This is a genomic window from Roseateles sp. (genome assembly GCF_965262435.1).
Lineage (GTDB): Bacteria > Pseudomonadota > Gammaproteobacteria > Burkholderiales > Burkholderiaceae_C > Paucibacter_A.
This window is the reverse complement of record NZ_OZ253537.1, coordinates 1,908,327-1,922,135: the sequence shown is the minus strand read 5'-3', so window position 1 is coordinate 1,922,135 and position 13,809 is coordinate 1,908,327. Positions and strand designations below refer to the sequence as shown.

14 protein-coding genes are annotated in these 13,809 nt (G+C 67.0%); 5 read left to right on the top strand and 9 right to left on the bottom strand.

Features of this window, described 5'->3' with window-relative positions; translation table 11 throughout:
* Positions 1-21: 21 nt before the first annotated feature.
* Entirely contained in the window at positions 22-3,018 is a 2,997-nt protein-coding gene (locus ACQY39_RS08345; RefSeq protein ID WP_428505186.1) for an adenosylcobalamin-dependent ribonucleoside-diphosphate reductase, read from the bottom strand.
* Between the two features lie 301 nt (positions 3,019-3,319).
* Between ACQY39_RS08345 and alkB the strand changes: the two genes are divergently transcribed.
* Both alkB and ACQY39_RS08335 read left to right on the top strand, forming a co-directional pair.
* Positions 3,320-3,970, top strand: coding sequence for a DNA oxidative demethylase AlkB (gene alkB, locus ACQY39_RS08340; RefSeq protein WP_428505184.1), 651 nt, complete (start codon positions 3,320-3,322; stop codon positions 3,968-3,970).
* 37 nt (positions 3,971-4,007) lie between these two features.
* Positions 4,008-4,490: an OsmC family protein gene (locus ACQY39_RS08335; protein ID WP_428505182.1), complete on the top strand. Its 483-nt coding sequence runs from the start codon at positions 4,008-4,010 to the stop codon at positions 4,488-4,490.
* Here ACQY39_RS08335 and ACQY39_RS08330 read toward each other — a convergent pair.
* Positions 4,475-5,026 (bottom strand): GNAT family N-acetyltransferase, encoded by a 552-nt coding sequence (locus tag ACQY39_RS08330; protein ID WP_428505180.1) that lies wholly within the window; start codon positions 5,024-5,026, stop codon positions 4,475-4,477. The genes ACQY39_RS08335 and ACQY39_RS08330 overlap by 16 nt on opposite strands.
* 163 nt (positions 5,027-5,189) lie before the next feature.
* Positions 5,190-5,711, bottom strand: coding sequence for a hypothetical protein (locus ACQY39_RS08325; RefSeq protein ID WP_428505178.1), 522 nt, complete (start codon positions 5,709-5,711; stop codon positions 5,190-5,192).
* A gap of 87 nt (positions 5,712-5,798) precedes the next feature.
* Here ACQY39_RS08325 and ACQY39_RS08320 point away from each other — a divergent pair, with 87 nt between their 5' ends.
* Complete coding sequence (locus tag ACQY39_RS08320) at positions 5,799-6,044, top strand: hypothetical protein (protein WP_428505176.1); 246 nt, start codon at positions 5,799-5,801, stop codon at positions 6,042-6,044.
* Between the two features lie 234 nt (positions 6,045-6,278).
* Here the strand turns inward: ACQY39_RS08320 and ACQY39_RS08315 are convergent, their stop codons facing one another.
* Positions 6,279-7,040: a peptidoglycan-binding domain-containing protein gene (locus tag ACQY39_RS08315; protein ID WP_428505174.1), complete on the bottom strand. Its 762-nt coding sequence runs from the start codon at positions 7,038-7,040 to the stop codon at positions 6,279-6,281.
* A gap of 114 nt (positions 7,041-7,154) precedes the next feature.
* Positions 7,155-7,787, bottom strand: coding sequence for an ABC transporter ATP-binding protein (locus ACQY39_RS08310; RefSeq protein WP_428505172.1), 633 nt, complete (start codon positions 7,785-7,787; stop codon positions 7,155-7,157).
* A gap of 127 nt (positions 7,788-7,914) precedes the next feature.
* Between ACQY39_RS08310 and ACQY39_RS08305 the strand changes: the two genes are divergently transcribed.
* Together ACQY39_RS08305 and ACQY39_RS08300 are read left to right on the top strand one after the other, a co-directional pair.
* Entirely contained in the window at positions 7,915-8,259 is a 345-nt protein-coding gene (locus ACQY39_RS08305) for an Imm58 family immunity protein (protein WP_428505170.1), read from the top strand.
* A 63-nt stretch (positions 8,260-8,322) separates the two neighbouring features.
* The gene (locus ACQY39_RS08300) at positions 8,323-8,730 is read left to right on the top strand and encodes a DUF1801 domain-containing protein (protein WP_428505168.1); all 408 of its coding nucleotides are present in this window, start codon (positions 8,323-8,325) and stop codon (positions 8,728-8,730) included.
* A 356-nt stretch (positions 8,731-9,086) separates the two neighbouring features.
* Here the strand turns inward: ACQY39_RS08300 and ACQY39_RS08295 are convergent, their stop codons facing one another.
* From ACQY39_RS08295 to ACQY39_RS08280, 4 genes are all read right to left on the bottom strand, one after another.
* Complete coding sequence (locus ACQY39_RS08295; protein WP_102769604.1) at positions 9,087-9,290, bottom strand: YbdD/YjiX family protein; 204 nt, start codon at positions 9,288-9,290, stop codon at positions 9,087-9,089.
* 46 nt (positions 9,291-9,336) lie between these two features.
* On the bottom strand, positions 9,337-11,406 hold the full coding sequence (locus ACQY39_RS08290; RefSeq protein WP_428505166.1) for a carbon starvation CstA family protein: 2,070 nt from the start codon (positions 11,404-11,406) through the stop codon (positions 9,337-9,339).
* A gap of 352 nt (positions 11,407-11,758) precedes the next feature.
* A complete protein-coding gene (locus tag ACQY39_RS08285; protein WP_171829123.1) occupies positions 11,759-12,397 on the bottom strand; it encodes a response regulator in 639 nt (212 codons plus the stop codon).
* Positions 12,394-13,782, bottom strand: a complete 1,389-nt coding sequence (locus ACQY39_RS08280; RefSeq protein ID WP_428505164.1) for a cache domain-containing protein — start codon at positions 13,780-13,782, stop codon at positions 12,394-12,396. Before ACQY39_RS08280 ends, ACQY39_RS08285 begins: the two co-directional genes overlap by 4 nt.
* Between the last annotated feature and the right edge of the window lie 27 nt (positions 13,783-13,809).

Below are 13,809 nucleotides of genomic sequence, written 5' to 3'. Positions count from 1 at the left end.
CCTAGACATTGCCTTCAAGGGTCAACACACAGACAAAACTGCCCCCACATAACCACAGGCGGTGCAGAAATCGCAACCGTCCTTGTGGATCATGGTGCGGTTGCCGCATTCCGGGCAGGGCTTGCCAGCTTGGGCCTGCAGAGCGACACCAGGAGCGGAGCGCGCGGCTTGCGGCGCTTGCAGCAAGCCCATCTCGACCAGGGGCAGGCCTTGCTCGTCCAGCACGCCCAGCATGGCGTAGCGGTGGATGATCAGGCGTGCGACATAGGCCACGGTCGAGGGCCAGATCTGCTGACGCCGCTCACCAGAAAGGTTAGGAACGGGCGCCATGAAGTGGCCCAGCGGTTCGCCGACATTGAGTAGCTTGCGCAGCTTCATGCCGATCCAGGCCGGGTCCATCACCCGCATGTCCAAGCTCAGCAGGCGGGCCATGCCGTCCAGCGCCTTGGGGTAGTTTCCCGAGAAACCCATGGCGCAAGGCCGGGTGACAAAGCCGCCGTCCGGCGTGGGCAGGCTGACCTCTTTCAGGGTCAAAGTGAATTGCTCGTTGGTGGCCGGGTTGTCCACGTCCACCGCCCAGGCCAGGGTGCCCATGGTGCTGGTGCGCGGCTCCTCGCGGCTGAACATGGCGTCGATTACCGGCGTGGCGCCGCCCTCGGCCAGGGCGCCGAGCTGCTCACAACGCCAGCGGATCACTGCGGCCGTGGCGGCGACGACGCCGGGGAAGAGGCGTTGCTCGCCGCCCGGCGGCATGGCCATCTCGAAGGAACGCTCCTCGGCCACGGTGGCCAGGGCATCGAGCTTGAGGCGCAGCCAGGCCGCGTCATTGCTGCGCAGGTCCATGGACAAGGTCTTGGCCACGGCCGACAAACCCCGCGGCTGCTCAGCGCCGTTGACCCAGACCTCAAAAGGCAGGTTCTTGCCGAACAGGCCGGCATCGGGCCCCTCGGCCGGCAGCTCGCCGACGAACAGCGCAAAGTCGCCATGCGGGTGGCGGATCATGTAGCTCCAGGCGGGATTGCCGTTAGGCAGCTCCGGCCGGCTGGGCCAGCGCAGCGAGGCCAGCACCGCATTGGGCAGGCGCGAGACCAGCATGCGCTGGTTGCTGCCGTCCGAGGCCACGGGCTTGAGCGGCTCGGGTGCGGTGACGGCGGCGGCCGGCGCCGGCTGGGCCGCTTCGACACTGAGCACCGAACCAAGCACGCTATTGGGCCGGTAGGTGGCCAGGCCCTTGAGCCCGCTCTTCCAGGCCTGCGTATAGAGGTCCTGGAAATCGGCGTAGGGGTAGTCGGCCGGCACATTGACGGTCTTCGAGATCGAGGTGTCCACAAACGGCGCGACCGCAGCCACCATGGACGCATGGTCGGACGCCGAGAGCTCCAGCGCGGTCACAAAGGCCTTGGACAAGGGCGCGTCGGTGCCGAACATATGGCGGTAGAGGCGCCAGGCATGGTCCTCGACCGCGTACTCCTTGTAGCTGCCGTCGGCCATGCGCTTCTTGCGGGTGTAGCTCCAGCTGAAGGCGGGCTCGATGCCGTTGGAGGCGTTGTCGGCAAAGGCCAGGCTGATGGTGCCGGTGGGCGCGATCGACAGCAGGTGCGAGTTGCGCAGGCCCTGGGCGCGGATCTTGTCCTTCAAGCCTTGCGGCAGGCGCGAGGCGAAGTTGCCGCCCGAGAGGTACAGGTCGGCGTTGAAAAGCGGGAAGGCGCCGCGCTCCAGCGCCAGATCGGCCGAGGCCTCGTAGGCGGCGTCGCGCATCAGGGTGCTGATCTCGCTGGCCATGGCGCGCGCGGCCTCGCTGTCGTAGCGCAGATTCAGCATCACCAGGGTGTCACCCAGGCCGGTGAAGCCCAGGCCGACGCGGCGCTTGTTGCGTGCCTCTTGCTGCTGCGCGGGCAACGGCCAGGGCGTCACGTCCAGCACGTTGTCCAGCATGCGGGTGGCGGTGCGGCAAACCTCGGCAAAGGCCTCGCCGTCGAAGCGGGCGTCCAGGCCGAAAGGCTGGTGCACGAAATGGGTCAGGTTGACCGAACCGAGGCAGCAGCAGCCATAAGGCGGCAGCGGCTGCTCGGCACAGGGGTTGGTGGCCGAGATCGACTCGCAGTAGTACAGATTGTTGTCGGCGTTGATGCGGTCCAGGAAGAGCACGCCGGGCTCGGCGTGGTCATACGTGGAGCGCATCACCATGTCCCAAAGCTCGCGCGCCTGCAGCTTGCGGTAGACCCAGAGGCCGTCGCCGCGCTGGTAGGCGCCGGCCGCGCGCTGCTTGGCGCCGGGCTCGGCCTTGTGCACGAGTTCGATCTCGGCGTTCGCTTCCACGGCCTGCATGAACACATCGGTCACGCCGACCGAGATATTGAAGTTCTTCAGATCGCCTTTGTCCTTGGCGCGGATGAACTCCTCCACATCGGGGTGGTCGCAGCGCAGCACGCCCATCTGCGCGCCACGGCGTGCGCCGGCCGATTCCACCGTCTCGCAGCTGCGGTCGAACACCCGCATATAGCTGACCGGGCCGGAGGCACTGCTCTGGGTCGAGCCGACCCAGGCGCCGCGCGGGCGGATGCGGGAAAAGTCGTAGCCGACGCCGCCGCCACGCCGCATGGTCTCGGCTGCCTCGGTCAGCGCGGTGTAGATGCCCGGGTGGCCGTCGTCGATCGAAGCGATGGAGTCACCGACCGGCTGCACAAAGCAGTTGATCAAGGTGGCGCTGAGTTCGGTGCCGGCGGCGGAATTGATGCGACCGGCCGGCACGAAGCCGCGGCGCTGGGCATCGAGGAACTTGGCTTTCCACTCGGCCCGGGCCTCGGGCGCCTCGGCCTGGGCCAGGGCGCGCGCCACGCGCAGGCGCAGCTCGTCCAGGGTCTGCTCTTCGCCTTTCGCGTACTTCTCCAGCAGCACCTCGGCGCTGATCTCCTGGGCCGGCAAGGCGGCCGGCGCCGCCAGGGGCTGGCGCTGCGGGGCCAGGCTGTCTTCGAAATCGAACTGGGTGGCTTGGGGGGTGCTGCTGGAAGAACTCATACGGGGTACTCCGAGGGAGGGGCGCAAAATCAAGAAAAGGAGCGTCAGGCTGTGGCGGCTGGCCGGGCCATGAAAGCCCGGCTGCGCATGCTGCATTCATCTTAGCGAGCCCGTTTTGACCCGGATCAGCGGATCGGCCCGCCGCGAGCCGGTGCTGGTGATAGAAAAATAAATATGTCAGCGACCACTCGCTTTTCAGGCCACGGAAAGCCGGGTTTGCAAGCTTTTGCAAGCCAGCAGTCTTGCTGAATTTGACCCAAAAAAGATTTCACCAATTGACAAGAACCCAGGCTCGCGCCACATGAATCTCGACCTGTTTGAAGCCCTGGAGCCGCCACCCGCCAGGCAAAACCTGGCCCCCGGCGCGGTGCTGCTGCGCGGCCGGGCGCTGGCCCAGGCGCCGCAACTGCTCGCGGCGGCCGAGGGCGTGATCGCCGTCGCTGCCCTACGACACTGGCTCACCCCGGGCGGGCGGCGCATGGCGGTGGCGATGACGAACTGCGGCCCCCTGGGCTGGGTCTCGGACGCGCGCGGCTACCGCTACCAATCAAGGGATCCGCTGAGCGGCCTGCCCTGGCCGGCCCTGCCGCCGGTGATCGCCGAGCTGGCCGTGGCGGTGGCCGAGGAAGCCGGCTACCCCGGCTTTCGCCCCGACGCCTGCCTGATCAACCGCTACCTGCCCGGCACACCGCTGAGCCTGCACCAGGACCGCGATGAGCAGGATCTGCGGCAACCCATCGTCTCCATCTCACTGGGCCTGCCGGCCCTGTTCATGTTCGGCGGCCTGAGCCGCAGCGAGCGGCCGGCGCGCTGGCCGCTGCAGCATGGCGATGTGCTGGTCTGGGGCGGGCCCTCGCGCCTGGCCTTCCACGGCGTGCAGGCGCTGGCCCCGGGCCGCCACCCGCTGCTGGGCGAGCAGCGCATCAACCTGACCTTGCGCTGCGCGGGATGACGGAAGATGCAGCCCACCGCTGCTAAGGATCGCTCCCATGTCCACGCACCACGCCACCATCCGCTGGGCCCTGGGCCCCGATGAAGACTTCACGGGCCGGCGCTACAGCCGCGCCCACCGCTGGCAGTTTGACGGCGGCGCCGATGTGGCGGCATCCAGCTCGCCCACCGTCGTGCGCCTGCCCTTCTCGGACCCCAGCGCGGTGGACCCCGAGGAGGCCTTCATCGCCGCCCTGTCCAGCTGCCACATGCTCTGGTTCCTGGACCTGGCGGCCCGCGCCGGCTATGTGGTGACCCGCTACGACGACCCGGCCGAAGGCCTGATGGCCCCCAACGAAGCCGGGCAGGACGCCATCACCGAGGTGATGCTGCGGCCCGAGGTGCAGTTCAGCGGCGCCAAGGCGCCCGACGAGGCGGCCGTGCAAGCCTTGCACCATGCCGCGCACGAGCACTGCTTCATCGCAAACTCGGTGCGCAGCACTGTGCGCTGCGAAGGCAGCTGGAACTACCTTGCCACTTGAGCGGGGCGCAGCAGGCGGTAGTGGTGCTCCACACAGGCCTCGCCGCGAAACACCGCGTCCTGGCTGTCCACCCGCGCAAAGTCCAGGCGCTCCAGCAAGCGGATGGAGCCGAGGTTGCGCGCATCGGTGATGGCACGGACCTCAGCCGCCGGCGTGTGGGCCCAAAGCAGTGATATCAAGGCGCCCACGCCCTCGGCCGCCAGACCCTGGCCCTGGCGGGACGCCCGCAGGCTGAAGCCGATCTCGACCGAGGCAGCGTCTGTGGCCAAGCAGATGCCAATGTCACCGATCAGGCGATCGCTGGCCGCATCGGCCATGCCCAACTGGCACCAGACCCCGGGCTGCAAGAGCGGCGCCTCGGCCATCTGCTGCAAAAAAGCCAGGGCCTCGCTATCGCTCTGCGCCTGCCAGCCTTGGTAGAGGCCCACCTGCGGATCTTGGCGGTAGGACTGGAAATCCGCCAGATCGCTGGCGCGCAGGCGGCGCAAGTGCAGACGGCCGGTGCCATGAGGCAGCAAGCGTTCAATCGACGACATCGTCCATCCTCGTCCAATCCAAGAGCTTGGTAGTTTTTGTAGCGAGCGCCCGTCAGGCTAGGCGGACGGAGCGCAGGAACCGGAACGTACTTCCTGTACGTGAGGATTCCGAGCACCGGACCAACGACGCATGGCGGTCGCGCAGTAAAAAACTATCAAGCTCTCAAGCCTGAACCGAACGCGCCGCCACCTTGGCCTTGACATCATCAGGCGACCAGAACAACCAGTCCTGCTCCTGCATGTGGGCACGCAGCGCTTCGCTCTGGCCCTGATTGACCTTGCCAGCGATCAGGCCCAGGCGCACCTGGGTCTGGGCATCGGCCATGCCGACGGCGCTCAGGTCCTGCAGCAGGCGGGCCAGCACCACGCGGCGGTAAACCTCGCTGGTGAAGAGCTTGAAGCGGCCGGTCGGCACTTCGTGGACTTCCTGCATCTGCGCCAGCTTGACGCCGGGCGTGTCCTGGTAGGCCTTGACCTCCAGCGCCAGCAGCTCGTTGCGGCCATGGTGGTAGGCCAGCATGTCGATCTCGGGCTTGGGCGCCGAGGTCTTGCCGATCTGGCGTTTTTCATCCTGGGTCAAGCTGACCTTGAAGCCGCGTCGCACCCAGTAACCTTCTTCTTCCAGCAGCAGGGCGACGATGTTCTCAAACTTGTCCACCCCGACCATCAGGCGCTGCTCACTCATAGTCTCTTCACTTCCTTGTGGGTTCTCGCCGGCCTGCCCATTCGCAGGCCGGGGGAGGAAGTCTACGCTGAGGCCCACAATGCGGCGATGAACGCCACCCTCAGCGAGCTGCAAGCCCTGGGCCTGGAGCTACCCAGCCCCGCCTACATCTTCGGCGCCATCGTCTTCGGCCTGATCGGTCTGGTGGCCTGGCGCCTGGGTCGCAAGCAGGGCAATCGGCGCCAGCTCTGGCTTGGCGTGGCGCTGATGCTCTACCCCTATCTGGTGCCGGGCACGGCTTGGCTCTATGCCATCGGCCTGGCGCTGTGCGCCGGGCTTTGGGTCTGCCGTTGATCGACCGTCAATCAGCGCAAGGCCTCAACCGGCTGCAGGCTCAAGGCCAGGCGGATGTGGCGCGCGGCGGCCAAAGCGTGATGCCCAGGGTCAGCAGCAGCGGACCGTGGAGTCCATGGTGCGCCAGCTGGTGCACGGCATGGGCGGCCGCGTGCGCCATGTGCGGCCGCTGGAGGGGGCGCGGCCTTTGTATTGAGCTTTTGAGTGCTGAGCTTCTGAGCGGCAAGCCCGGGCTCAGACCGTGATCGGCACGCGCCGGTCCAGGCCGGCCAGGTCGCGGCAGAAGAAATCGTCGCGCAGGTATTTGCTCTCGTACTCGCGCACGTCGTAGTGGACCCAGGTGGGCGCGATTTCCGAGGGTTCCAGCGATTTGCGGTTGCGGCCCAGCCAGCCGATCTGGGCGTTAGACTTTTCGACCAGCAGGCTGCGCAGCGCGTTGCAGCGCTCCAGGTCTTCGCGCTTGCCCATGCCGGGCGCCAGCACGGTGTCGATGTCCACCGCCTTGCCGTGATGGTTGGTGGTGGTGCGGCCCTTGCGCTCGTTTTCGACCGCACAGCGGTAGCCCGAGGAGAAGCTGAAGCGAATGTCCTCGCGGTAAGCAAACAAGGCCCGCGCCGCCCAGAGGATCAGGCGGTGGATGCCGGGGTATTCATAGCGGTGGAACTTTTCCTGCCCCTCGCCGCCCGGCATGTAGCGGCCTTTGAAGCGGCCCTGGCCGAAACCGCTGCAGCCCCCGCAAGGGCAGCGCAGCTGCGCAAAGTCGATGGGAAAGCGGCTGGCCAGCTCGTCGATGGCCAGAAAGGTGGCGCGGTCCACCACGCCGCTGGGCGTGCTCAGGCCCATGTAGTCGCGCTGAAAGCACTTCACCTGCAGCTCGGTGCCCGAGCCGAAGTCGCCATCGAGCAGCGTGCCGCGGTAGCCCGCCAGGCGCAGCTGCAGCTCCACCACATCGTCACCCTTGAGCCCTTGTCGCAAGACCCGATCACCGTATGCCATGCCATGCTCCTTGCTTGCTAGCTTCCCGCAACGCTGCGGTGCGAGCACGACCATAGGAGCCAGCTGGCTCGCCGGCCATCCCCAGGAAGCACGTGAATACTGGCGCGGCTTGGCTCAGTCTCCCAGATTGATCGCAGCCTGCAAGTCCACCCCTTGCAAGCAAGCCGGCCGCTCGTAGTCGGCCAGCAGCCAGGCGCGCTCACGCTGCGCTGCGGCCTCTTGCAGCAGCTCGCCCAGCAGGCGGGTGGAGCGCCCGTCGAGGGCGGCAAACGGCGTGTCCAGCAAGGTCAGGCGGGCGCCGCAAACAGCCGCGGCCAGCAAGCCCAGCTTGCGCCGGCTGCCGGCCGAGAGCATGTAGAGCGGCTTGTCCAGATGCGGCGCCAGAGCAAAACCTTCGACCAAGGCCGGCTCCAGGTCCGCGCGCCAGCCGGCATGGCCGCGACGCAAACCCGCCAGCCATGCCGAGGCCTGCTGTGCATCCAGCGCCGGGTCGGTCGGGTCCTCGAAAAAGATGTCTTCCGGCGCCAGGCTGCACTCGATCTGGCCCGACAGCGGCGCGCCCAACCGCCCACCGATGAAACGCAAGCAGCGCGTCTTGCCGCGACCATCGCCGCCGCGCAGCAGGCTCAGGCCCGGGCGCAGCTCGAAGCTCAGGCCCTGGATCAGCGGCGGCTGGCTGGGGTCGGGGTGGGCGAGGTGGAGAGCGAGGGCGCGGTAGACGGCGGGGGATCGGTCGGGCGACAACATAGAGCATTCGCAAGAAGTGGGGCGCACTCATTCTCCGAGAACGCGGCGGGAGGTCGAGAGCGCTGGCCGCGACCGCACAATTCCGATGAATGTGCTCACCCCTCCTCACAACAGGAGCCCCTCGCCCATGCGTCATCCTCGCCACCTCGTCCTTGCGCTCATCGCAGCACTCATCGGCTCCAACGCCTGGTGGGCTTATCACGCAATCGACGCAGCCATCACACGCAGTTATGCCGAGGTTTCGGCATCCGACACAAGGCAGGCACTGGCACAAACCAGGGCCCTGATCCGAACGATGGCCAAGGGTTCGTACACCCGACAGGCCCTGATCGAGGCTGCGCGACAGCCCGTGCCCGAGAGCGAGCCTTTTGAGAAGGAGGGGTTTGTCTGGATCGGCCAGCTCGGCCTGAAGTTCGATGCTGCGGGCACCTTCTTGCGATTGAACGAGGAGGCTGACGACCGGCTGCCCTGAAAGAAGCCGACGCTGGCCTGCCCCTCAACATCTCCCCCGACCGAGACTTGAAAGCCCTGAGCGATGCCCGCCAACAAGACCCAAGCCACAGCCGCCGATGTGGCCGCTTACCTGAACGCGATTGCCGATACCACCCGCCGCGCTGACTGCCTGGCGCTGGCCGACTTGATGCAGCGCGCCACCGGCCAGCCTGCGGTGATGTGGGGCAGCGCCATCGTCGGCTTCGGATTGCACCGCTACCCGCTGGCGGGCGGCAAGACCGGTGAGATTTGCGCCGTGGGCTTTGCCTCGCGGGCGGCGGATATCGCGCTCTACGGCCTGACAGGGTTTGACGAAGCCGAGCCCTTGCTGGAAGCGCTGGGCAAGCACAAGTGCGGCAAAGGCTGCGTCTACCTGAAGCGGCTGGCCGATGTGGACGCAGGCGTGTTGGAGCAGTTGGTGGCGCAGGCCTTCTACAGCAAGAAGGTCTGAGGCCGAAGGCCGCAAACGGCACAGAACAGCCCTTGAAGCTTGGGCTTGTGCCAAGGGGCGTCGGGAGAGTACTTCCGCTCATGTCCCCCGGGCCGCGCTGCGCGCGGCCCTCCTCCTTTACTTCGCTTCAGCACTCACCCAACACCCCTTGTCAGGGCCACCGATTGGCGCTCTCGTCGATGGGGCAAGGCTTTGCTGGATCGGGTCGGCTGGGTGCTCTGCGAAGTGAAGTAAAGGAGGAGGAGCCCCCAGCCACAGGCTGGGGGCGGAGGACATGAACGGAGCAAAGCACCCAGTCGGCCCGATCGTCACCCAAGCCAAGGTCCGCAATGTGCGGCCGGCAGCCGCCCGCCGGGTCAGCAGCAGCGGCTCATCCGACCATCCGCCCCGCCGTAACGCGCCGCCTGGCGTTCGCGGAAGAACTGCTCATAGGTCATGGCCGGCTGGTCCGGGTGGGTGCGGGCCATGTGTTCGCGGTAGGTGTCGAAGTCGGGGAAGCCGACCATCAGGCGCAGGCCCTGGGCCAGGTAGCGGCCGGCTTGGCCGACACGCTGGCGCAGTTCACGCGCCTGTTCGATCACGTCATCAGCGGCCGCCATGGATCGCTCAAGTCGCAGCGGCAGCCGACAAAGCCACAAACGGCGTTTCCTGGGCCGTGGGCTTGGCCGAGGCACGCGCGGCCAGGATGGCGCGAACGCTGTAGATCAGCACGCTGATCACCACGAACATGAAGAGCACGCACAGGGCGGCGTCCAGGCGGTCGTTGAAGACCACACGGCTCATGGCTTCGGGCGTCTTGGCCGGGGCCAGCAGCTGCCCATCGGCCAGGGCCTTGCTGTACTTGCTGGCGTGGGCCAGGAAGCCCACCTTGGCATCGGACGAGAAGATCTTCAGCCAGCCGGCGGTCATGGTGCAGATCAGCAGCCACAGGGCCGGCAGTGCCGTCACCCAGGCATAGCGCTGCTTCTTCATCTTGAACAGCACCACGGTGCCCAGCATCAGGGCCACGGCGGCCAGCATCTGGTTGGCGATGCCGAACAGCGGCCACAAGGTGTTGATGCCGCCCAGCGGATCGACCACGCCCTGGTAGAGGAAGTAACCCCAAGCCGAGACGCACAGCGCGGTGGCGATCAGGTTGGCGGGTAGCGAATCGGTGCGCTTGAGGGCGGGCACGAAGCTGCCGAGCAGGTCTTGCAGCATGAAGCGGCCGGCGCGGGTGCCGGCGTCCACGGCGGTCAGGATGAAGAGCGCCTCGAACAGGATGGCGAAGTGGTACCAGAAGGCCATCATGGCCTTGCCGCCGATGGCTTGATGCAGGATCTGCGCCATGCCCACGGCCAGGGTCGGTGCACCGCCGGCGCGCGCCAGGATGGTGTTCTCGCCCACGTCCTTGGCGGTCTGGATCAGCATCTCGGGCGTGATGACAAAGCCCCAGGTCGAGAGCGTGGCGGCCACGGCCTCGGGCGTCTTGCCCACCAGGGCGGCCGGGCTGTTCATCGCAAAGTACACGCCCGGCTCGATGCAGGAGGCGGCCACCAAGGCCATCACCGCCACAAAGCTTTCGGCCAGCATGCCGCCGTAGCCGATGAAGCGCGCGTGGGTTTCGTTCTCCAGCATCTTGGGCGTGGTGCCCGAAGAGATCAGCGCATGGAAGCCCGAGACGGCACCGCAGGCGATGGTGATGAACAGGAAGGGGAACATGTCCCCCGACCAGACCGGGCCACCGCCGGCGGCGAACTGCGTGATAGCCGGCATCTGCATCGTCGGTGCGACGAAGACGATGCCGATGGCCAGGGCCACGATGGTGCCGATCTTCAGGAAGGTGGACAAGTAGTCACGCGGCGCCAGCAGCAGCCACACAGGGATGGAAGCGGCGACAAAACCGTAGCCAATCAGCATCCAGGTCAGCGTCGTGCCTTCGAAGGTGAACATCGGGCCCCAGACCGGGCTCTCATGCACCCACTGGCCGCCGACGATGGACAGCATCAGCAGCACAAAGCCGATGATGGAAATCTCGCCGATGCGGCCCGGGCGCAGATAGCGCAGGTACACGCCCATGAACAGCGCCACGGGGATGGTGGCTGCCACGGTGAAGGTGCCCCAGGGCGAATGCGCCAGGGCCTTGACCACGATCAGCGCCAGCACGGCCAGGATGATGATCATGATCATGAAGGCGCCGAACAGCGCGATCAGACCCGGCACCAGGCCCATCTCCTGCTTGACCAGATCGCCCAGCGAGCGGCCGTCGCGGCGGGTGCTGATGAAGAGGACGATGAAGTCTTGCACCGCGCCCGCAAACACCACGCCGGCCAGCAGCCAGAGCAAGCCGGGCAGGTAGCCCATCTGCGCAGCCAGCACCGGGCCGACCAGAGGGCCAGCGCCCGCGATGGCGGCGAAGTGGTGGCCGTAGAGCACGTACTTGTTGGTCGGCACGTAGTCCAGACCGTCGTTGTGCCGCCAGGCGGGCGTTTGGCGCCGCGGGTCCAGCTCCAGCACGCGGCTGGCGATGAAGAGGCTGTAGTAGCGGTAGGCGATCAGGTAGACGCAGATTGCGGCCACCACCACCCACAAAGCACTGACCGCTTCGCCGCGGCCCAGGGCCACGGTGGCCAGCGCAAAAGCGCCCAGCACCGCGACCAGAAGCCACCCAAGGTGGCGCCTGATGTTCGAGGACATGAGTTTTGTCTCCTGATCCGCGCGGTCTTGGTTGTGGGAACGAGAGAGAGAAACAGGCAAGAAAAACGAGGGGGACCGCTGCGTGGCCGCAGTCTCGGCCAGCGGCCGGCCGCGCGCATCCGTCAGACCACGCGCGGCGGCGCGTGGCATCACTTAAGGGTCAACCCTGATGGGGCGCAGGCCTGTGCTGCCGCGTGCGCCCGCCAGACGCAGAGCTTGAGAATTTTTGTAGCGAGCGGCTGTCAGGCTAGGCGGACGGAGCACAGGAACCGGAACGTACTTCCTGTACGTGAGGATTCCGAGCACCGGACCAACGACGCATGGCAGTCGCGCAGTAGAAAATTACAAGCTCTCACGCCTGCCCGGCATGCTCGACGGCATACTTGATCAACTCCGCCTGGCCCTCGAGATTCAGCTTGCGCTTGATGTTCTGCCGGTGCGCCTCCACCGTGCGCACGCTCAGGTCCATGGCGGCGGCGATCTGCTTGCTCGATTCGCCGCGGCCCAAGGCGGCCAGCACCTCGCTCTCGCGCGGAGACAGCAGGGGCCGCGGTGTCTGGGCGCGGAACAGACGGCGCGACACCGCCGGGCTCAAGAACGTGCCCCCGCCCGCCACCGCCTGGATGGCGGCCACGATCTCGCTGGCCGGCGCGTCCTTGAGCACATAGCCCTGGGCACCGGCCTGCAGGGCGCGCTGCACATACTCGGGGTTGTCGTACATGCTGAGCATCAGCACGCGCAGGCCCGGCTGGCGCTGCAAGAGATCGGCGGCCAGCTCAATGCCGCTGACCTCCTTCATGCCCACATCCATCAGCACGATGTCCACGGCGGTGTGCGCCAGCAAGGCCAGGGCCTCGCGCGCATCACCGGCCTCGCCCACCACCGCGAACTCCGGCACCGCGCCCAGGCGCAGGCGCAGGCCATCACGCACCAGCGGGTGGTCGTCCACCAGGGCAATGCGGATCGGGGCAGAAGCGAAAACTGAGTTCATGCGGAGGCCATGGAAGCGGGGTTCAGAGACAGCGGCACTTCGGCCCAGACCTCGGTGCCCGCGCCCGGCTGCGAGCGGATCTGCAAGCGCCCGCCGATGGAGGCCAGGCGCTCGCGCATATTGCGCAGGCCGATGCCTTGGCGTGGATGTTCCTGCACGGCGGCCTCGTCAAAGCCGGCGCCATCATCGCTGATCTGCAGCCGCACCCGACCGGGCTCGAAGCTCAAGCCCAGCTGCAGATGCGCGGCCGCCGCATGCTTGGCCGCATTGGTCAGCGCCTCTTGCGCCACGCGGAACAGCACGGTCTTGACCAGCTCGGGCAGCTCCACCGGCTCGCCCTGCACGCTCACCTCCACCAGACCCGCGCCACCATCGTCCTCGAACTCGCGCCCCAGGGCTTGCAGCGCGGCCGGCAAGCCCAGGCTGTCGTCCAGCATGGCCGGGCGCAGGCGATGCGAGATGCGCCGCACCTCGTCGAGGCAGGTCTTGAGCCGCTCCAAGGCCGTGGCCAGCACGCGCGCCGGCATCGGCCGCCCGGCCTCCAGCGCGTCCACGGCTGATTCCACCAGCAGCTTGGTCGCCACCAAGGTCTGGCTGGTGCCGTCATGCAGCTCGCGCGCCAGATGCGCGCGCTCGTCCTCTTGCGACTGCACCACCTGATGGGCCAGCAGGCGCAATTTCGCATCGGCGATGCGGTGCTCGCTGACATTGAGCAAGAGCCCCGTGCTGCTGATCAAGGCCACGCCGAAGACGGCAATGCCGGCGATCCAGAGCAAGGTGGTGGCGATATTGCTGCTGGCCTGGGCGTCCAGCTGCTCCATGGTGGCATGCAGGTCGCCGAGGTAGAGGCCCGTGCCAATCATCCAGCCCCAACGATCGAGCGGTACCACATAGCCGAGCTTGGCCTCGACCTGGCCCTTGGACGGGCGGCGCCAGAGGTAATCGACAAAGCCGCCGCCCTGGCGCGCCTGCGCGATCAACTCCTGGATGGTCGGCCGGCCCTGGGGGTCGCGCATGTCCCACAAATTGCGCCCCACCAGTTCAGGCTGGCGCGAGTGCATCAGCGAGTTGCCGTCCAGGTCGTAGACAAAAAAGTAACCGTCCGGCCCATAGTCCAGCGAGGCCAGCAGCTTGAGCGCCTGCGCCCGCTGGACCAGCGGGTCACCCGGCGCCTCGTACAGCGGCTTCACCGTGCTGACCGCCAGCGCCACATAAGACTTCAGCTCCGCCCGCCGCGCTTCCATATAGGCGCGCTCCACCAGCGCATGCTCGCGCTGCACCAGCTCGCGCTCCTGATGCCGCACCGCCAGCGCGATCAGCAAAAGGCTGGTCACCAGAGGCAGGACGGCGAGAAGGATGAATTTGGTGCGGAGCTGCAGGGCCATGCTGCATTGTCGGGTTTGTCGGCTTTT

What these genes read in the sequence shown, in the direction of transcription:
- ACQY39_RS08330 (WP_428505180.1), bottom strand. Translation starts at nt 5,026, where the DNA reads ATGTCGTCGATTGAACGCTTGCTGCCTCATGGCACCGGCCGTCTGCAC.
- ACQY39_RS08310 (WP_428505172.1), bottom strand. Translation starts at nt 7,787, where the DNA reads ATGTTGTCGCCCGACCGATCCCCCGCCGTCTACCGCGCCCTCGCTCTC.
- ACQY39_RS08315 (WP_428505174.1), bottom strand. Translation starts at nt 7,040, where the DNA reads ATGGCATACGGTGATCGGGTCTTGCGACAAGGGCTCAAGGGTGACGAT.
- ACQY39_RS08320 (WP_428505176.1), top strand. Translation starts at nt 5,799, where the DNA reads ATGAACGCCACCCTCAGCGAGCTGCAAGCCCTGGGCCTGGAGCTACCC.
- ACQY39_RS08300 (WP_428505168.1), top strand. Translation starts at nt 8,323, where the DNA reads ATGCCCGCCAACAAGACCCAAGCCACAGCCGCCGATGTGGCCGCTTAC.
- ACQY39_RS08325 (WP_428505178.1), bottom strand. Translation starts at nt 5,711, where the DNA reads ATGAGTGAGCAGCGCCTGATGGTCGGGGTGGACAAGTTTGAGAACATC.
- ACQY39_RS08285 (WP_171829123.1), bottom strand. Translation starts at nt 12,397, where the DNA reads ATGAACTCAGTTTTCGCTTCTGCCCCGATCCGCATTGCCCTGGTGGAC.
- ACQY39_RS08335 (WP_428505182.1), top strand. Translation starts at nt 4,008, where the DNA reads ATGTCCACGCACCACGCCACCATCCGCTGGGCCCTGGGCCCCGATGAA.
- alkB (WP_428505184.1), top strand. Translation starts at nt 3,320, where the DNA reads ATGAATCTCGACCTGTTTGAAGCCCTGGAGCCGCCACCCGCCAGGCAA.
- ACQY39_RS08290 (WP_428505166.1), bottom strand. Translation starts at nt 11,406, where the DNA reads ATGTCCTCGAACATCAGGCGCCACCTTGGGTGGCTTCTGGTCGCGGTG.
- ACQY39_RS08345 (WP_428505186.1), bottom strand. Translation starts at nt 3,018, where the DNA reads ATGAGTTCTTCCAGCAGCACCCCCCAAGCCACCCAGTTCGATTTCGAA.
- ACQY39_RS08305 (WP_428505170.1), top strand. Translation starts at nt 7,915, where the DNA reads ATGCGTCATCCTCGCCACCTCGTCCTTGCGCTCATCGCAGCACTCATC.
- ACQY39_RS08280 (WP_428505164.1), bottom strand. Translation starts at nt 13,782, where the DNA reads ATGGCCCTGCAGCTCCGCACCAAATTCATCCTTCTCGCCGTCCTGCCT.